20 protein-coding genes are annotated in these 19450 nt (G+C 31.3%); 13 read left to right on the forward strand and 7 right to left on the reverse strand.

Going from position 1 to position 19450, the window contains the following annotated elements:
• Positions 1-237 precede the first annotated feature (237 nt).
• The gene (locus Q0739_RS05430; protein ID WP_298237693.1) at positions 238-1779 is read right to left on the reverse strand and encodes a glycine--tRNA ligase; all 1542 of its coding nucleotides are present in this window, start codon (positions 1777-1779) and stop codon (positions 238-240) included.
• A gap of 98 nt (positions 1780-1877) precedes the next feature.
• On the opposite strand from Q0739_RS05430, the gene Q0739_RS05435 reads away from it, so the two are divergent.
• Both Q0739_RS05435 and Q0739_RS05440 read left to right on the forward strand, forming a co-directional pair.
• Positions 1878-2555, forward strand: a complete 678-nt coding sequence (locus Q0739_RS05435) for a phosphoribosyltransferase family protein (RefSeq protein WP_298237694.1) — start codon at positions 1878-1880, stop codon at positions 2553-2555.
• Between the two features lie 57 nt (positions 2556-2612).
• Positions 2613-4223: an Ig-like domain-containing domain gene (locus Q0739_RS05440; protein ID WP_298237695.1), complete on the forward strand. Its 1611-nt coding sequence runs from the start codon at positions 2613-2615 to the stop codon at positions 4221-4223.
• Here the strand turns inward: Q0739_RS05440 and Q0739_RS05445 are convergent.
• The 5 genes from Q0739_RS05445 to Q0739_RS05465 all read right to left on the reverse strand — a co-directional run bounded on the left by Q0739_RS05445 (position 4210) and on the right by Q0739_RS05465 (position 8681).
• Entirely contained in the window at positions 4210-4989 is a 780-nt protein-coding gene (locus Q0739_RS05445) for an amidohydrolase (RefSeq protein WP_298237696.1), read from the reverse strand. The genes Q0739_RS05440 and Q0739_RS05445 overlap by 14 nt on opposite strands.
• A 7-nt stretch (positions 4990-4996) precedes the next feature.
• Positions 4997-5473, reverse strand: a complete 477-nt coding sequence (locus Q0739_RS05450; RefSeq protein ID WP_298237697.1) for a hypothetical protein — start codon at positions 5471-5473, stop codon at positions 4997-4999.
• Positions 5474-5810: 337 nt separating this feature from the next.
• The gene (locus Q0739_RS05455) at positions 5811-6953 is read right to left on the reverse strand and encodes a methionine aminotransferase (RefSeq protein WP_298237698.1); all 1143 of its coding nucleotides are present in this window, start codon (positions 6951-6953) and stop codon (positions 5811-5813) included.
• A gap of 31 nt (positions 6954-6984) precedes the next feature.
• Positions 6985-7674: a LytTR family DNA-binding domain-containing protein gene (locus tag Q0739_RS05460; protein ID WP_298237699.1), complete on the reverse strand. Its 690-nt coding sequence runs from the start codon at positions 7672-7674 to the stop codon at positions 6985-6987.
• Positions 7675-7697: 23 nt separating this feature from the next.
• Positions 7698-8681, reverse strand: coding sequence for a histidine kinase (locus Q0739_RS05465; RefSeq protein ID WP_298237700.1), 984 nt, complete (start codon positions 8679-8681; stop codon positions 7698-7700).
• Between the two features lie 210 nt (positions 8682-8891).
• On the opposite strand from Q0739_RS05465, the gene gcvH reads away from it, so the two are divergent.
• From gcvH to Q0739_RS05490, 5 genes are all read left to right on the forward strand, one after another.
• Positions 8892-9272 (forward strand): glycine cleavage system protein GcvH, encoded by a 381-nt coding sequence (gene gcvH / locus Q0739_RS05470; protein WP_298237701.1) that lies wholly within the window; start codon positions 8892-8894, stop codon positions 9270-9272.
• A gap of 49 nt (positions 9273-9321) precedes the next feature.
• Complete coding sequence (locus Q0739_RS05475) at positions 9322-9642, forward strand: VanZ family protein (protein ID WP_298237702.1); 321 nt, start codon at positions 9322-9324, stop codon at positions 9640-9642.
• Between the two features lie 60 nt (positions 9643-9702).
• Positions 9703-10425, forward strand: coding sequence for an energy transducer TonB (locus Q0739_RS05480; RefSeq protein ID WP_298237703.1), 723 nt, complete (start codon positions 9703-9705; stop codon positions 10423-10425).
• Between the two features lie 126 nt (positions 10426-10551).
• The gene (locus tag Q0739_RS05485; RefSeq protein WP_298237704.1) at positions 10552-11337 is read left to right on the forward strand and encodes an energy transducer TonB; all 786 of its coding nucleotides are present in this window, start codon (positions 10552-10554) and stop codon (positions 11335-11337) included.
• A gap of 182 nt (positions 11338-11519) precedes the next feature.
• Positions 11520-13619 (forward strand): gliding motility protein RemB, encoded by a 2100-nt coding sequence (locus Q0739_RS05490; RefSeq protein WP_298237705.1) that lies wholly within the window; start codon positions 11520-11522, stop codon positions 13617-13619.
• A gap of 79 nt (positions 13620-13698) precedes the next feature.
• On the opposite strand, the gene Q0739_RS05495 is transcribed toward Q0739_RS05490, so the two are convergent.
• A complete protein-coding gene (locus tag Q0739_RS05495; protein WP_298237706.1) occupies positions 13699-14565 on the reverse strand; it encodes an MBL fold metallo-hydrolase in 867 nt (288 codons plus the stop codon).
• Positions 14566-14791: 226 nt separating this feature from the next.
• Between Q0739_RS05495 and cyoE the strand changes: the two genes are divergently transcribed.
• The 6 genes from cyoE (at position 14792) to Q0739_RS05525 (ending at position 19389) form a co-directional block, all read left to right on the forward strand.
• A complete protein-coding gene (gene cyoE, locus Q0739_RS05500) occupies positions 14792-15685 on the forward strand; it encodes a heme o synthase (protein ID WP_298237707.1) in 894 nt (297 codons plus the stop codon).
• A gap of 2 nt (positions 15686-15687) precedes the next feature.
• Positions 15688-16269 carry a cytochrome c oxidase subunit 3 gene (locus Q0739_RS05505; RefSeq protein WP_298237708.1) on the forward strand — a complete coding sequence of 194 codons (582 nt, stop codon included), beginning with the start codon at positions 15688-15690 and terminating at the stop codon, positions 16267-16269.
• Between the two features lie 137 nt (positions 16270-16406).
• A complete protein-coding gene (locus tag Q0739_RS05510) occupies positions 16407-17390 on the forward strand; it encodes a cytochrome c oxidase subunit 3 (RefSeq protein WP_298237709.1) in 984 nt (327 codons plus the stop codon).
• A gap of 53 nt (positions 17391-17443) precedes the next feature.
• Complete coding sequence (locus Q0739_RS05515; protein ID WP_298237710.1) at positions 17444-17824, forward strand: cytochrome C oxidase subunit IV family protein; 381 nt, start codon at positions 17444-17446, stop codon at positions 17822-17824.
• Positions 17825-17921: 97 nt separating this feature from the next.
• Complete coding sequence (locus Q0739_RS05520; protein WP_298237711.1) at positions 17922-18641, forward strand: hypothetical protein; 720 nt, start codon at positions 17922-17924, stop codon at positions 18639-18641.
• The gene (locus Q0739_RS05525; RefSeq protein ID WP_298237712.1) at positions 18634-19389 is read left to right on the forward strand and encodes an SCO family protein; all 756 of its coding nucleotides are present in this window, start codon (positions 18634-18636) and stop codon (positions 19387-19389) included. Before Q0739_RS05520 ends, Q0739_RS05525 begins: the two co-directional genes overlap by 8 nt.
• Positions 19390-19450: the final 61 nt, after the last annotated feature.

Raw genomic sequence — 19450 nt, forward strand, 5'->3', positions numbered from 1 at the left:
CATTGAAATCAAAACAAAAAACGACCAAAAATCAAAAAACTCAGCTCGTTTTTGTAAAACTTTGCTGAGTTTTTTTATTCTATTTTTATAAATCAACTTACTTCTGAAAGTGCCTAGTAAGTTAAAAATATTTCGACAAGCTCAATATGACATCGAACTTACTTTTCAGACAGCCTCTTTTGTTTTATAAATATTGAAACAATCTATCGTTATCGGGACAAGATTATAACTTCTAGTTTACATCTTCATTAACCAAGAACGTACATCTACTTCTTGTTTAATAATAGCTCTTAAATCTTCAATTTTTACACGTTCTTGTTCCATAGTATCTCTATGGCGAATAGTTACTGTGTTATTTTCTTTGGTATCATGATCTACAGTAATACAAAATGGAGTTCCATTGGCATCTTGTCTTCTATAACGACGTCCAACTGCATCTTTTTCATCATAATCGATATTAAAATCCCATTTCAAATCTTCTACAATTTGTTTTGCTATTTCTGGTAATCCATCTTTTTTAACTAGTGGTAAAATAGCAGCTTTCACTGGTGCTAAAATACTTGGTAATTTTAAAACAGTTCTAGTTGTACCATTTTCGAGTTCTTCTTCTTGCAACGAATTTGAGAAAACGGCTAAAAACATACGATCTAAACCAATGGAAGTTTCTAAAACATAAGGGGTATAACTCGCATTTTCTTCATGATCGAAATACTGTAATTTCTTACCAGAATATTCCTCGTGTGCTTTTAAATCGAAATCGGTTCTAGAATGAATACCTTCTAATTCTTTAAAGCCAAATGGAAATTTAAACTCGATATCTGCAGCAGCATCGGCATAGTGCGCTAATTTTTCATGGTCATGAAAACGATATTTATCTGTACCCATGCCTAAAGACAAGTGCCATTTCATTCTATGTTGTTTCCAATACTCATACCATTTTTGTTGCGTCCCAGGTTTAATAAAGAATTGCATTTCCATTTGTTCAAACTCACGCATTCTAAAAATAAACTGTCTAGCAACAATTTCATTTCTAAAGGCTTTTCCCGTTTGAGCGATACCAAAAGGAATCTTCATACGGCCTGTTTTCTGTACATTTAAAAAGTTGACAAAAATACCTTGAGCCGTTTCGGGGCGCAAGTATAAATCCATCGCACTTTCTGCAGAAGCACCAAGTTTGGTCCCAAACATGAGGTTAAACTGCTTAACATCTGTCCAGTTCTTGCTTCCCGTTAATGGGTCTGCTATGTCTAATTCTTCAATTAGTGCTTTAACATCGGCTAAATCTTCATTCTCTAAAGATTTTGCCATTCGCGATAGTGTGGTATTTATTTTTTCTTGATACCCAACAACACGTCCATTAGTAGATACAAACTCTTCTTTATTAAAAGCATCACCAAATCGTTTTTCAGCCTTTTTTACTTCTTTTTCAATTTTAGTCTCAATTTTAGCACAATAGTCTTCAATTAAAACATCGGCGCGATAACGTTTTTTAGAATCTTTATTATCAATTAATGGGTCGTTAAAAGCATCAACGTGTCCAGATGCTTTCCAAGTAGTTGGATGCATAAAAATAGCCGCATCAATACCTACAATATTTTCATTCATTTGCACCATGGCTTTCCACCAATAGTCGCGTATATTCTTTTTTAATTCTGCTCCGTTTTGTGCATAGTCGTAGACTGCGCTTAAACCATCATAAATTTCGCTACTTTGAAATACGTATCCGTACTCCTTTGCATGCGAAATTACCTTCTTAAATTGATCATCTTGATTTGCCATAGGTGCAAAAATAAAAAACCGCATGAAACTAAAAGCCTTGTTCGTTAAAAATTAAGTTATTTTTTATTTATGTTTACAGGTCTTGACCGTAGAAATTTATGATGCAATCTCTAGTAAACTTATTCTTTCCAAAAATATGTTATGCTTGTCTCAATTTATTAGAGGATAATCAGGATACAATTTGTGTTAGTTGTAGGCACGATTTACCAGTAACTAATTATCATTTTAATGATGATGACACTGTTTTGAAAGTCTTTTATGGGCGTGTTAAAGTTGAAAAAGCTACAGCATTATTTAGATTTGAGAAGAAAAGCATCGTTCAGCAACTAATACATGGGCTTAAATACAAAGGGTATGAAAATATTGGATTTGTGCTAGGGGATTGGCTAGGAGGTGAATTAAAAACTATAGAACATTACAATACTATAGATTTTGTAATTCCTGTTCCATTGCATAAAAAGAAATTAAAAAAAAGAGGCTATAATCAGGTAGCCAAATTTGGCCAACAAATTGCAGAGGCTTTAAATGCTAAATATGTTGATGATGTTCTTTTAAAAATCACTAATACCAAATCTCAAGTAAATAAAATGCGATTTGCTAGATGGAATGAAAGTGATGAGTTATTCACACTACAGAATAAGAATAGCATAGAGCATAAACACATTCTTTTAGTTGATGATATTATTACTACTGGAGCAACATTGGAGGCTTGTACTAATGTCTTAAACCAAGCAAGCAATATTAAAATTAGCATTGCGGTTATGGCAATAGCCTAAAGAGTTATTCGTTATCTCTTTAAAATTATGTACGTTTGTGGAAATTTTAAATTGTTGATGAATAAGACCCTTTCAAATTTTATTTTAGCTGCTATAATAGGTGCTGTTTTTATTAACTGTGCTAATCGTGGAACACCAGATGGTGGGCCAAAAGATGAAACCCCTCCAGAAATAATAAAGTCTGAACCAGAAAACTACTCAATTAACTTTAATGGCGATGAAATAAAAATCACTTTCAATGAGTTTGTTAAGCTTAAGGATATACAGAAGCAACTTATTATTTCCCCTCCAATGGTTACTCAGCCAGAAATAAGACCAATTGGAGGTGCCAGTAGAGAAATAACAATTAAAATTTACGACACGCTTCAACCTAATACAACTTATGCTTTTAATTTTGGAAATAGCATACAGGATAATAATGAAGGAAACCCGTATTCATATTACAGATATGTTTTCTCTACGGGCGATTATATAGATTCTTTAACTGTTAAAGGAAATATTGTTGACGCAACAAAAAGACAACCAGAAACTTTTGTTTCGGTAGCACTTTATGAAGTAGATTCTACGTTTAGTGATTCTATTGTTTATAAAGAAAGGCCTAAGTATATAACGAATACTTTAGATAGTTTAACCACTTTTACTATAGAAAATGTAAAAGAAGGAAAGTATTTGTTAGTAGCTTTAAAAGATGGCAATGGCGATAATAAGTTTCAACAAAAAACAGATCAAATAGGGTTTTATAAAACTCCAATTGATGTGCCGACAGATTCTATATATACTCTAAAACTGTTTAATGAAGATTTAGACTTTAAAGCGGTAAGACCTCGATTAATTTCTGGCGAAAAAATTGCCTTTGGATATGAAGGCGATTATAAAGACATGAATATTGAATTGCTCTCAGATGTTTCAGAAGACTTTTCATATAGAATAACAAAAGACAAAGAAACAGATTCGCTTTATTATTGGTATACGCCAAGACAAGAAGTAGATTCTTTAATTTTTAAAGTGACTCATCCAACTTTCGAAAAAGATTTTACAGTGAGAATTAGTGAGCAGAAACGAGATTCTTTAACTATTAATGTTTCTCCATCTGGAAGTATTGGTTATGAAGACCCCATCGAAATTTTCGGGAACACCCCATTTAATAATTTTGATGCTTCTAAGGTGACTATTTTAGATAAAGATTCAACAGTGGTTACATTCACTTCAAAATTCGATAGTATTACCAATATTTATGCTTTAGACTTTGATAAAACAGAAGAAAATAAATATAATATTCAAATATTACCAGAAGCTTTCACTGGATTTTTTGATGTAAAAAATGACACATTAAATCATTCGGTTAATACAAAAAAGTTATCAGATTTTGGTTATATACGTTTCAATTTGGTGAATGCGGTATATCCTATTATAGTTCAATTAACAGACGCTAAGGGCGAAGTAAAAGAAGAACGCTATGCTACAGAAAATAAACCTTTAGACTTTTTAAACGTGAGTCCAGGAAAGTATTTTGTAAGGGTTATTTTTGATTCCAACGAAAATAAAAAATACGATACTGGTAACTATCTAAAAAAGACACAACCAGAGCGGGTAAGCCATTTTGAAATGACTGAAGAGGTTCGAGCAGATTGGGGATTAATTGAGACTTTACAATTTATACAAGAGTAAAATTATCTTTATCATCTAAAAACTTAAGTTTATTTCTGTAAGTTTCAATATGCCTTTTATCTAAAGTAACAATTTCTATTTGCTCTTTATTTGGTTGAAAAGAAGTCATTGTATTTCCTAATACATCATAAACTACTGAATGGCCAGAATACGTACTATTTAATCCGTCTTTACCCACACGATTTACGCCAACACAATAACTCATGTTTTCAATGGCACGTGCTTTTAGTAAAGCATCCCATGCAGTGACTCTTGGTTTTGGCCAATTAGCCACATATATTAGAACGTCATAATCGGCTACATTTCTTGCCCAAACAGGAAAACGTAAATCATAACAAATTAACGGACATATTTTCCAGCCTTTGTAATTTATAATCACTTTTTCAGTGCCAGCAGTGTAAACTTTGTTTTCACCAACTAGCGTAAATGTATGTCGTTTATTGTAAGTTGAAATATATCCAGAAGGTTCAACAAAAAGCAATCTGTTATAATACGTATTGTTTTCTTTTATTACTAAACTTCCAGTAATAACAGCATTCGTTTTTACAGCTTGCTCTAGCATCCACTTAACAGTAATGCCATTCATAGATTCTGCTACTTGTGAAGCATTCATAGTGAATCCTGAGGTAAACATTTCAGGCAACACAATAATATCTACTTCATTAGAAATAGCCTCAATTTTTTTGGAAAAATTAATCCGATTAAGTTCGGGGTTTTCCCAAACTAAATCGGATTGAATTAATGCTATATTAAGCAGATTTTGCATGTATTAATTATGCTTTTTTTAGTTTCTTTTTAGCTTTAATGTGAGACTCTTCAAATTTCTTAATTTTTTTATGCCACTTAGCCTCATTTTTAGGAGACAATTTACCTTTCTTTTTTAATTTTTCATACTTTTTTATAGCTTCTTGATGTTTTCTTGCAGATTTATCAAAATTGGATTGTGCTTTTTTCTTCCTTTTTAACGCTTTTTCTGCCTTTTTTTGTTTCTTTTTGGCTCTCTTCTGGTCTTTTTCTGCCTTTTCTAATTGTTTTTCAGTTTCTTCGGTTTTTTTAATTCGAGACATTTTATTGTTGAAAGCTGCTCTAATTTCTCTTCTTTCTTCAACAGATAGATTTTCAGTTACATCAACATTGTCTTTAAATATTTTCTCTTTTTTAACGTTGTAAGTTGTGCCATTAACATTGACTTCTTGAGCGCTTAGTAAAAGGCCAAAACAGATAAATAATAGTGTTATAACAAATTTCATAATTTTTATTTTATAATTTTAAACTTGTTATTTAGACACACAATTTTTTAAAAAGTTACTCGATAATCGAGATTTGCATCTTTAGCAGATTGCTTAGAAATTATTACTACCTGTTGTGTATTTTGAGGAATTTGTCAATTCGAGTGAATTTTGCTCATTTTTATGAGTAAAATTAGTGTCGAGAATCCAATTTTCCATTTCAAAACCTGTTCTCGATACGATTTTCTGTTGAAAATCACCTGAACGGACAATTTAGTAACGTAAATAAAATTGCACAACGGGTTATTACTGTTTTTTTTCTTATGAATACTTTCTAGGCTTGCAATAAGAGAGGTTACTATATGCGATTTAAAATTTCTGCAGCTTGTTTTAAAGTGTCATCCTTTTTGGCGAAACAAAATCGTAATACCTTATTGTCTAAATTATTATGATTAAAAACCGATAAAGGAATAGATGCAAGACCAAAATCAAAGGTCATTCGTTTGGCAAAATCTACATCATGTTCTTGAGTAATTGCAGAATAATCTAAAACTTGAAAGTAAGTGCCTTTGGAGGGTTTAAAATTAAATTTAGAGTCTTTAATAAGACTTAAGAACAAATCTCTTTTGTTCTGATAGAATTCAGAGAGTTCTATATAATGTTTTGGTTCTTGCATATAATCTGCAATGCCTTTTTGAGTGGGATGATGCACACAGAATACATTAAATTGATGCACTTGTATAAACATGGTCATTAGCTCTTTGGGTGCACAACAATAACCAACGCGCCAACCAGTATTGTGGAAGGTTTTGCAAAATGATGCGACAACAAAACTTCTAGATTTTAAATCAGGAAATAAACAGGCACTTTGATGTTTTTCTTCATCATAAATCATGTGTTCATATACTTCGTCACTAAGCACGATAATGTTGGTACCTTTGGTGATGTTTTGTAACTGAAGCATATCTTCTTTAGAGAACACCATCCCAGATGGGTTGTGAGGCGTATTAATAATAATCATTTTTGTGAGACTATTAACTTTCTGTTTTACAGCATTCCAGTCGATACTGAAATTGGGAGCTTCCAATTGAATGGGAATAGTTTTGCCGCCATTAAGTCTTACTGCAGGTTCGTAACTATTATAAGCTGGTTTAAAAATAAGAACCTCATCATTAGGTTTTACAAAGGTGTTAATAATAGTAAAAATAGCTTGTGTCGCTCCAGCAGTAATGGTTATTTCATTTTCTGGATGGTAACTAGAATTGTATAACAATGCCATTTTCTTTGCAATTGCTTCACGCAATTCTAAATTACCAAGCATGGGAGCATATTGATTGTAACCAGAATTCATGGCTTTGCTTACTAAATCTATAAGCTTTTGGTCGCTACCAAAATCTGGAAAACCTTGAGACAAGTTAATAGCGTTGTGCTTTTTAGCCAACCCACTCATTATTGAAAAAATAGTTGTGCCTACGTTTGGAAGTTTAGAAATATGCTGCATAAATGTAAAGATACAGACTTCTAATAAAAATTCACACGCCTAATTTATGAAGCAATTCTTGTTTGAAAGTTCTACCAATAGGAATTTTGGTTGTTTTTACAAAAATGGTATTGCTAGAAATTTTATCTACAAATTTACTGTTTATAATAAAGGATTTATGTACTTGAACAAATTGATTTTTAGGCAGTTTTGTAGTCCAGTTTTTCAAAGAATCTATATATGAAAGTTTTTGGTTTTCGGTAACTACTGTAATATAATTCCTGTCTGATTCAATATAGAGAATAGTATTTATAATTATTTTATGAAGCGTTTTGTCGACATTTAAAAAGATAGTTTCTGCATTTTCATCTAAGGTATTATTAGATGCTTCTAGTCTGTCTTTAGCTTTGTTTACAGCCTTTAGAAATCGATCGAATGAAAAGGGTTTGACCAAATAATCTACAATGGTGTCAAGCTCAAAACTAGTTACGGCATACTCTGGATATGCTGTAGTAATAATAATAGCTGGGGGATTTTTAATTGTCTTGATGAAATCTAGTCCAGACATATCGGGTAAATTAATATCTAAAAAAACAATATCAATAGTGTTATTATTTAAAAACGAATTAGCTTCAATGGCTGCTTGATAAGCCGAGATTAATTCGAGGCTTGGTATTCTTGCAATAAAACTTTTAAGAATTTTTTGTGCAGGTATTTCGTCTTCTATAATAATACAATTCATATGCTGGTTTTTAAACGTGTGGGTTAATTAGATTTTCGTTTCAAATTAAGGCTTAGCATCACTTTAAATAATTCTGTCTTATTAATGTTAAACTCATAGGCGTCCTTATAAATGAGTTCTAATCTTTTCTCTAGATTTTGTAATCCAATTTTTAAATCGGATGAGCTTGTTTTATTTTTATCAAAATCATTTTCACAAGTTAAATTTATGAACCCGTTTTTAACTTCTATGGTTATATTAATGTCACTGTTTAAAGTACTGTGTTTAAAAGCATTTTCAATAATAGTAATTAATAATAATGGCGCAATTTTATGTTGTAAAGAATCAATGTTAGTTGAATAATTAATTTGTTTAACACCTTCGGTTCGTATTTTTTGAAATTTTATATAATTATCAATAAACTTGATTTCCTTTTTCAGAGAAATTGTTTTCTCATTACTTTCATATAAAACGTGTTTTAGATTATCTGAAAGCATTAAAACAAGATCTGGTGTTTCATTTGGTTTTTCTAAAGAGTAAGAATAAATAGTATTCAAATTATTGAATAATACATGTGGGTTTATTTGCGACTTTAGAAATTTTAATTCCATTTCGGCATGTTCCTTTTTAATGATTTCAACTTCTTCTTGTTTATCAATAAACCGATATAATATCCAAATAAAAGAAAAGAAGATAAGAGGTACTAACGATTGCCATAAATAATCGCTTAAGCATTTAAAAACGGTACATCCGCATTGTGCAAAAGAATAGCAATAGAGCTGTGTTGCTAAAAATGAAACAGCAGCAAAAACAAATACATATAAAACGTATAGTTTCTTTTTAACAAAAAAGGGTAGGAGTAAAAAGTTATTAATATATACTATAATGATTAAAAGGGTTAAGTATTGAAGAAACGGATTTTCTTTCCAATAAAAATCTGAAAACAGAAAGAGTGATACAAACACAAAAAGCATCCAAAAGAGGATGTGAACCAATACCTGAGAAATATATTTATTAAGAATTCGCATATAGTTCTTGAAAATTAACTAGAAAACCTTGAACTGTCAAAAGATATGTACAAAATTCATGTTTGTGTGTGCGAACTGCTTGTTTTATAGTTGATTATTTTGTTAGCAACGATTTTATTATCAATTAAAAATAATTACTTAATTAATTCATTGAGGTTTGATAATTAAATTTGAATAAATACATTTGCTGAATCTAAATAAACAAATATAATGAACATACCATCAGATTTAAAATATACAAAAGACCATGAGTGGGTTAAAATAGAAGGAGATATTGCCACAATTGGAATTACAGATTTTGCTCAAGGGGAACTTGGTGATATTGTTTACGTAGAAGTAGAAACAGTTGATGAAACTTTGGAAGCAGAAGACATTTTTGGTACGGTTGAAGCGGTAAAAACAGTGTCAGATTTATTTTTACCAATGTCTGGCGAAATTATTGAGTTTAATGAGTCTTTAGAGGACGAACCAGAAACTGTAAATACAGATCCTTATGGAGATGGTTGGATGATAAAACTAAAATGTTCTGATATGTCTCAAACAGATACGCTTATGTCAGCCGACGATTATAAAGCGCTTATTGGTGCTTAAAAAATATGCTTTATTAATAGCGATTGCTTATACAGTTGTTTTAAATTGTATGAGTCTAATAAAATTAGATGAATTACCTGATTTAGGAACGTCATATAACGATAAAATATTTCATTTTTTAGCGTATTTTGTTTTGCCTATTTTGTGGTATTCTGCTTTTTATAACAAGTTCAAGGTTGGAACTACAAAGGCAATTATGTACTCAGGCATATTTTCTTTTATTATAGGAGTTATTATCGAATTACTTCAAGGAGGATTAACAGAGAGCAGAGTTTCAGATATTTACGATGTAGGCGCAAATACCTTTGGTATTATTATTGCAGTATTAGTATTAATAGTTTATAAGATAAAAGAAGTTAAAAAGATATAATCACTTGTTTTTTTGACAAATAAATGGTTATTTTAGCAATCCTGATAAAACAATTAAGATATGGAACCTAAGAAAAATCCTAAAGCAAATGTTGGACGTAACAGTTCACTGTATTTCGCAATTGGTTTAGCTTTAATGTTGTTTTTAACAAACTACGCTATCAATTACAAAACGTATGATAAGTCTAATATAGATATTGGGCAATTGAATTTAGATGAATTAGATGATGAAGAAATTCCAATCACAGAACAAATTCAAACACCACCACCTCCACCACCTCCACCTGCAGCACCAGAAGTTATCGAGATTGTAGAAGACGAAGAAGAGGTAGAGGAAACAGTAATTGAATCTACAGAGACAGATCAGGAGGAAGAAATTGTAGAGGTAGAAGAAGTAGAGGTAGAAGAAGTAGAAGAAGATATTGAAGTGCCATTTGCAGTTATTGAAAATGTGCCAATTTTCCCTGGATGTGAAAACAAAAGCGGAAACAATGCTAAGAAAGCTTGTATGTCTGAAAAGATTTCAAAGTTTGTTAATAGAAAATTTAACACAGAACTTGCCAGTGATTTAGGATTATCAGGAAGACAACGTATTAACGTAATCTTTAAAATAGACAAGACAGGAAATATTACTGGTGTTCGTGCTAGAGCACCACACCCAGGACTGGAAAAAGAAGCAGCAAGAGTAATTAACTTATTGCCAAAAATGAAACCAGGAAAACAACGAGGTAAGGCTGTAACCGTACCATATTCGTTACCAATTATTTTCCAAGTACAAGATTAAGAAGCATTCCTTTTAAGGGAAAACTAAATAAATTAAAATCCCGTTACAAATTTTGTAACGGGATTTCTTTTTTTGGTATGCTTATTGTGATTTTATCATAACATTAACATTTAAACTATAATTATTATGAACACTTCTAAGAAGTCTCGCGAACTCATTCGGCAAAATGAGCAAATCGCGAAAAAACCACAAAAGCATGATGCAAATCTACAAAAAAACTCAACCCTCTATTTCCAAATCGGCTTAATTGTCTGTTTGTTATTTACCTATGGGCTTTTTGAAATGAATTTTGAATCGACCATTCCTAAATATGCCGACTTACCTCCATTAGATGAACCAGAATATGTGGATGTTCCTATTATTAAACCTATTGAACCCACTTTTGAAGAGCCAATAGAACAAAAAAAGAGCAAACAACCTAAGGATTATGATGTTGTTCCAGATGATGTTGAACTCAATCCAGTATTACCAACAATCGATGACCCCGTTATAGATGATAACCCACCAATTAATCCAGATGATATTGTGGTAATCGAAATCCCAGATGAGGCACCAGTACCATTTATAAGTATTCAAGATGCACCAATTTATCCTGGTTGTGAAAAATTCAAGAATAATGACGATAGAAAACAATGTATGTCCGATAAAATCTCTAAACTTATTTTAAGAAAATTTGATACCAGTATTGCGAGTGATTATGGTTTAACAGGAAGACAAAGAATTAGTGTGATATTTGAAATAGATAAAACAGGTAATGTTACAAACATAGAATCTCGTGCCCCACATCCTAAGTTAGATGAAGAAGCAAAACGAGTTATTAGTAAAATTCCGCAAATGACTCCAGGTAGACAACACGATAAAAACGTTGGTGTTATTTATACTCAGCCTATTATTTTTCAAATAGAAAATTAGTTCGTGTAAACTAATAATATTTTTAAGCCGTTACTAATGTTAATTTAGTAACGGTTTTTTCTTGACTTCTAATAGTTTCATTTTCTTATAAATTTTGATTCAAATTCAAACAAACGAACGGCTAACGAATCTAAAAAAATATAGTATCTTTCAGCTCTAAATCAATGCTTAACAAAATACTTATGAAGCGATTCGTTGTACTACTCCTACTTTTAGTTCAATATAATATCTCCGCACAAAGCACTCCTTTTAATGAGAAGCCGCCTGTTTTTTCAGATTGTAAAAACATCGCGATAGATTCACTTCAAAACTGTTTTGATACAAATGTGTTTAAAAGGATTTATGAAAACTTTAAAGTGCCTCAGAAAGCTTTAGATGAAAGTTATAAAGGAGAAGTTGTTGTGCTTTTTGAAGTAGATACTACAGGAGTATTTCGCGTAATCTACGTCGATGCTATTTATAGCGAATTGAAAGATGAAACAAAACGAGTGTTTGATATGTTTCCTAAAATTCAACCAGCAACATATAATGGACGAAAAACGTATAAGCAGTATTCTATGCCGATTAAGATTCCTTTAGTGAATCAAGAAACAGTGTCTCAAGATTTAGCTAAGAAAAGTGAGGTTTCAAAACTAGAGCAACAAGCAAAAGCCGAGTTTGATAGCGTTAATGCCACATTAATTCCCTTTGAAAATAAAAGGTATTCAAGTCAATTAAATATTCCGTTCACGCATAACTATTATGCTAGATTCGATAGAAATATAAATGTTATTGGCACAAATAGTCACTCGGCCTCAAAGCCATTTGTTTACGATGAGGTTGCCAAATACTACGATTTTAAAGCAGAAACCGATAAACTAAATAAAGAAACAAGTACTTGGGCAGGTAAGAAATTATGGAATGAACATTTAGTGCAATTACAAGGAAAGGATTATTGGTTTACAATAGATCCTATTTTCGATTTACAAGTAGGTAAAGATACTGAAGCAGAATTTAGCTCTACTTACAATAACACAAGAGGTCTTTTGGTGCAAGGAGGTTTGGGTAAAAAGTTTAATTTCTACACAGCAGTTTTTGAAAGTCAAGGGCGTTTTGCGCAATACGTTAATACCTATGCAGAAAGTTTAAAAGCCTTTGGTCCAGATCCCGCAATTGTTCCAGGACGTGGTATTGCTAAACGTTTCAAGAGCGATTCTTACGATTACCCAGTTGCAGAGGCTTATTTGTCTTATGCGCCAGCTAAGTTTATAAATATTCAGTTTGGTCATGGTAAAAACTTTATTGGTGATGGGTATCGTTCTTTATTCTTGAGTGATGTTGCAAGTCCGAGACCATTTTTAAAACTAAACACTAAGTTTTGGAAAATAAAATATACCAATACATGGATGTGGTTAAAAGATGTTAGACCAGAAGTGACTGAAGATGGTGCTTTTTTAACTAAGTATATGGCAAATCACTATTTAAGTTGGAATGTGTCTAAGCGATTAAACTTAGGGTTCTTTGAATCGGTTTTATGGACTAACTCCAATGAACGCGGCTTCGACATTAATTATTTGAATCCTGTTATTTTTTATCGTGCCATTGAATTTGAAACTGGTCAAGGAGCAGGAAATGCTATTTTAGGAGCTTCAGCGAAATATAAATTTAAAGATAATATTTATGCTTATAGCCAATTTGTCTTAGATGAATTTTCTCTAAATGATGTAAAAGGTGGTGAGAAAAGTTGGAAAAATAAGTTCGGATATCAATTAGGTGTTAAGTATTTCAATGCATTTAAAGTTGATAATCTATTACTTCAGTTAGAATACAACCGTGTTCGTCCTTATACCTACTCCCATAATACGATTGTTCTGAACTATGGTCATAATAACCAGTCTATGGCACATTTATGGGGTGCTAACTTTAGTGAAACAGTTTTAATAGGTCGCTATCATTATAATAGATGGTATGCAAATGCTAAAATTATTTTTGGTTCGCGTGGTTTAGATTTTAATAATGGTGTAGACGATTTTAGTTATGGTGGCGATATCTATAGAAATTATAATGAAAGACCTTTTGATACTGGGGTTGAAGTTGGGCAAGGCATTAAAGCACAAACCTTTTATGGTAATTTACAAGCTGGTTATGTAATTAACCCAGCATCGAACCTTAAAATATTTACAGATATCACCTTTAGAAACTTTAATCCAGAAAGTACAACAGCTTCTGCATTTAAAAGCGATACCGTTTGGTTTAATTTTGGTATTAGAACGGATTTGTTTAACTGGTATTTTGATTTTTAATTTTATAGAGAGAAGAATGAATGAAGAGAAATCTTATAGAAATGAAGTTTTTCATCGTATTCGTATGGAATTACATAATCTACTTCTTTAAACTTTTATAAAGCGTTTTCCTAATTTTTTCTGAAGTAATAAATCCCCAGCTATAACCGAGGTCATCATATGTTTTTGTCAATGATGTATTAGAGGTCACTTCTTCTTCAGTTTTACCATTTTTAATTTCAGCTAATACGTTCGATTTTAAGTTTATTAGCATTTTTAAAAAAGTTTCATATTCTTTTTTATTTGAAAGATTTCCATGTCCAGGTATAATTTTGGTGTTTTCATCTATAAGAATCATTGCGCCTTTAACAGCTTCTATATATCCAGTAACACTTCCGCCAGAATTTAAATCAATATATGGGTATCGATTATGGAAGAAAATATCACCTGTGTGTAAAACATTGCTTTTAGTAAAATAGAGCATGCTATCACCATCTGTATGCGCATTGTCAAAATGCATCGCGATAACTTGTTCTCCATTTATATAAAGGCTTAATTTATTGTTAAAAGTGATGGTTGGTAAGGATTCATCAGTTTGTCTTTTGTTGTTTTTTACACGTCTGTAGATATTATCATGTGCTATTATGTTGACATCAAGTTTAGAGATATTTTCATTGCCACCTGTATGATCGCCATGGTGATGTGTATTTGCCAAAAACTTGATAGGTTTGTCGCTTAAATTTTTTATGGCTTCAAGAATTTTGGATGTCAATTTCGCAAATTGGCTATCAATCATAAGTACACCATCTTCACCTATAGAAATACCTATATTTCCACCTTGCCCTTCTAACATATAAATGTTCTCGGAGAGTTTATGGGTTTTTATTGTAACTTCTTTATTTTGCGAACAAGCACTTAATATAAAACCAAAGATTAAAAATGTAGAGATAGATTTATAAAGTTTCATAATGAATTTAATTGATGTTATATTGATTAAAAATACGACTTTTAATTTCAGAAGTAATAATTAAATAACACTCAAAAAGCATTGCTCAAAATTCCGCAACCCAAATTATCTGATAGAACTTCGTTATGAAGAAGTTTCAAGATGTAATAGATTTTCTATTGCATAATTCGGGTTTTATAAAGTATCTTTGCACTCGCAAATAGAAAGCGAACAAGCAAATAGACCATTGAGTAATTCGAAATCTTCAGTAGCAACACCTTCGGTAATTTCAGATTTTAAGGAAATTACTAAAATGCGACTCGCTTTAAGTGTTGTTTTTTCGTCTATTGCTGGCTATTTATTGGGTGTAGAAACGGTCGATTACAAAACGCTATTGTTGTTAGGTTTAGGTGGTTACTTTATGGTTGGTGCTTCAAATGCTTTTAACCAGATTATTGAAAAAGATTTGGACGCATTAATGAATCGTACAAAAAACAGACCTATACCAGCAGGACGTATGTCTGTGAATACGGCTTTTGTTATTGCTACTATTTTCACGCTTTTAGGTATCATTATTTTGTACACCATCAATAAGCAAACAGCAATGTTTGGTGCTATTTCAATATTTCTATATACCTGTGTGTATACGCCTTTAAAAACTAAAACACCTCTAGCAGTATTTGTAGGAGCCATTCCAGGAGCCATTCCATTTATGTTAGGATGGGTAGCTGCTACAGACGATTTTGGTATTGAACCAGGAACTTTATTTGCATTGCAATTCTTTTGGCAATTTCCTCATTTCTGGGCTATTGGCTGGTTTTTATTCGAAGATTATAAAAAAGGAGGATTCTTTATGCTGCCAACAGGAAGGCAAGATAAAGGAACTGCAGTTCAAACAATTATGTATACTATCTGGACTTTAATAGTATCAATAATTCCTGTTTTTGGGTTTACTGGAAAGCTGGAATTATCTATTGTTTCAGCTATTATTGTTTTTCTTTTAGGTTTATGGATGTTGTATTATGCCATACGTTTATTTAAATTAATGACTGAAAAAGCTGCAAAACAATTAATGCTAGTGAGTGTCTCTTATATTTCATTAGTACAAATAGTATACGTAATTGATAAATTTATTAGGTAGTTATGGATTTAACACAAGGCACTTTAGAGGAAAAGAATAGTAGAGCTAAAAAAATGATGCTTTGGTTCGGTATTATTTCATTAATAATGTCGTTCGCAGGATGGACAAGTGCATATATAGTAAGTAAATCAAGACCAGATTGGTTAAAAGATTTCGATTTACCTAATGCTTTTATAGTAAGTGTACTAATAATTGTAGTTAGTAGTGTTACGTTTATGCTTGCTGGAAAAGCGCTAAAGAACAGTAAGAGAAGTCAAGCTACTTGGTTATTATTGGCAACTCTTGTATTGGGATTTGCATTTATTTACAATCAATTTTCGGCTTTTAACGAGATAATAGGAGAAGGGTATCATTTTACTGGACCAACGAGTAATATTACAATGACATTTATTTTTATAATTGCATTTATGCATATTTTACATGTTGTGGTTGGTCTAATTTGTTTGTTAGTCGTAATTTATAATCATTTTAAACAAAAGTATACGCCCACTAGTATGTTGGGATTTGAACTAGCAGCAACCTTTTGGCATTTTCTAGATGTACTATGGGTGCTACTATTTTTGTTTTTATATTTTTTTAGATAGTTTTTTATTTTTTTTAAAGGTCTAAAGTAGCATCTCAATGTACTTTTATTTAGAGTGTGTATAATTTATAGCTGGATGTTTCTTTAGATAAATAAATTGATTATTTTTGTGCAACTTTTAAATAACAACCAACATATATGAGTACTACAGTTGTAAATACTGGAACAGAAGGTAAAACTTGGGGAGGTGGAAACAAACCACTAAATGCAAGTTATGGTAAAATGATGATGTGGTTTTTCATTGTATCTGATGCCTTGACGTTTTCAGGTTTTTTAGCCGCTTATGGCTTTTCAAGATTTAAGTTTATAGATTCATGGCCAATTGCCGATGAAGTGTTTACCCACGTTCCTTTTCTGCATGGTCAAGAGCTTCCTATGATTTATGTGGCTTTCATGACTTTTATTCTTATTATGTCTTCGGTAACAATGGTTTTAGCTGTTGATGCTGGACATCATTTAAATAAGGCTAAGGTTACTATATACATGTTCTTAACCATTATTGGTGGTCTAATTTTCGTTGGATCTCAAGCATGGGAATGGGCAACATTTATTCAAGGCGATTTTGGAGCTGTGCAAACAAAGGGTGGTAATATTTTACAATTTGTTGATACTGATGGTCACAGAGTTGCTTTAAGAGATTTTGTTACCGCTGATACTCATGCAGATAGAACACAGCATGAGCGTAAAAGTGGGTTGTGGTTTGTGTCAGAAGGATCGTTATCATCATATACAGTAGATGAAGTTGTTCAAGGTTTAGAGTCTCATGAAAATATTTTAGTAAGAACACAAATAATAAATGAAGCAGGAGAGAAAACTGTGCTGTCTAGAGCAGAATCTTTAAAACAATTAAAAGATAATGGGAAATTAGTTGTAGAAGGCGCAAATCTTCATGTAAATGAATATGGTTCACCATTATTTGCAGACTTCTTTTTCTTTATAACTGGATTTCACGGATTTCACGTATTCTCTGGAGTTATTATAAATATAATTATTTTCTTTAATGTAATTTTAGGGACTTACGAAAGGCGTAAAAACTACGAAATGGTAGAAAAAGTTGGATTATACTGGCACTTTGTAGATTTAGTTTGGGTATTTGTATTTACGTTCTTCTACTTAGTTTAATTAAGAATTTATTTTTCATTCCCTTTTTGAAGGGAATCTAAAAAACACATAAAATGGCACACGCACATAAATTAGAAATATTTAGAGGCTTAGTTAAGTTTAAATCCAATACTCAAAAAATTTGGGGGGTTTTAATTTTTTTAACCATTGTAACTGGTATTGAAGTAGTATTAGGTATTTACAAACCAGAATCTTTAATGGCTAAGTTTTTAGGAATGAAAATCTTAAACTGGATATTCATTATTTTAACTATTGTTAAAGCTTACTATATTACATGGGATTTCATGCACATGCGTGATGAAACCAAATCTTTAAGACGTATGGTTGTATGGACAGCTATATTCTTAATTCTTTATTTAATATTTATATTATTACAAGAAGGCGGATACGTTTTCGATGTTTATAAAGACGGATTTATAAAAAGAGATTTTTAACTATAATATATAGTTAAATAGATATATTAAGGCGGTTTTTAAACCGCCTTTTTTTATTTTTGTATGAGATAATTGATAAGGAAAAACACTCTAATAAATGGATTATAAGAAAGTTAGCAGATATGTTGTCTTGGGAATATTATTCTTTCTTCCAGTTACATTTTTATTGTTTTTATATCCTGCAACTCATAACTATACACCATTAGATATTGTAAATGATGAGGTATCAGATTTAAATGCATTTACTTCAACATCAGACAAGAAAACGCTTTTAAAAGACCATATTTCTGTAGTTGGTTTTTTTGGTGAAAACCCAAGTAATAAATCTACTACTGCCTTAAATTTAAAAGAACTAGTTTACGATAAATTTAAAGGATTTAAACGTTTTCAAGTGGTAGTTATCATGCCAAATGGGACAGAAGCATCTGTTGAAAAATTAAAATCTGAAATAAGCTCTTATGAAGATTTAAGGTTTTGGCATTTCGTATTTGGAAGTCCAAAAGAAATACAGACTATATTTGAAAGTTTAAAAAGTAAAGAAGGTTTGAATCAAAAACTAAGTACCGATATGGTTTTTTTGGTTGATAAAGATTTAAACCAAAGAGGACGTTTAGACGATAGAACAGATAAAGAAGTTGAAAAGAATACAGCCATTTATCCTTTGCTTTCGTATGATTGTATTGAAGTAGCAGAAATTAAGAATAAAATGAGTGATGATATGCGTATTCTATTCACCGAGTACCGTCAGAAAAGAAAAGGAGAATTTAATTCTGATACTAGAAGAGCGGACGATTTAAAATTAGAGACTAATGAATAAAATAAAAAAAACAAATTATTCATACATAGGTATTGCCTTTATAATTTTGGTTTTTGGCATTATTTTTATACCGAGAATTATTGATAGAATATCAAATAATGATATTTCCAGACAAGAAAGTAGAAGTGATTTGAAAGATGAAAATAAAGTAGTCGATTTAGAAGCTTTAGTTTTTATTGAAAACAATGGTGTTAAAAGAAAAGTACCACCATTTAGTTTTACAAACCAAGAAGGAAAAACAATTACTAACCAAGATTATTTGGGTAAGGTATACGTTGTAGAATTCTTTTTTACAACCTGCCCAACTATTTGTCCGAAGATGAATGCTAATTTAATTCAAATTCAGAACGCATTTAAAGATTTCGAGAATTTTGGTGTGGCGTCTTTTACTATAAATCCAGATTATGATACACCTGAAATTCTTAAAAATTATGCAGAACATTACGGAGTTACAAATCCGAATTGGCATTTATTAACGGGCAAGCAAGAAGCTATTTATAAACTAGCAAACGAAGGCTTTTATATTTATACAGCAGAGAATGAAAATGTAGATGGTGGCTTTGAGCATTCTGGAAATTTCGCCTTAATTGATAAAAATGGTTTCATACGTTCAAGAAAAGATGACTTTGGAAACCCGATAATATATTATAGAGGTATTGTTTCTGAAGCTGAAAAAGTTGATGATGATGGTGTAAAAGAAGAAATTAGCGCTCTAAAAGAAGATATTAAAAAGCTACTTAGCGAATAATTTTATTTTGTTCTAAAAATGATCTCGAATTTGATTAGTTCCCTTTTTCAATTCTGACTTT

The organism is uncultured Algibacter sp., assembly GCF_947487605.1.
In the GTDB taxonomy this organism is placed as follows: domain Bacteria; phylum Bacteroidota; class Bacteroidia; order Flavobacteriales; family Flavobacteriaceae; genus Algibacter_D.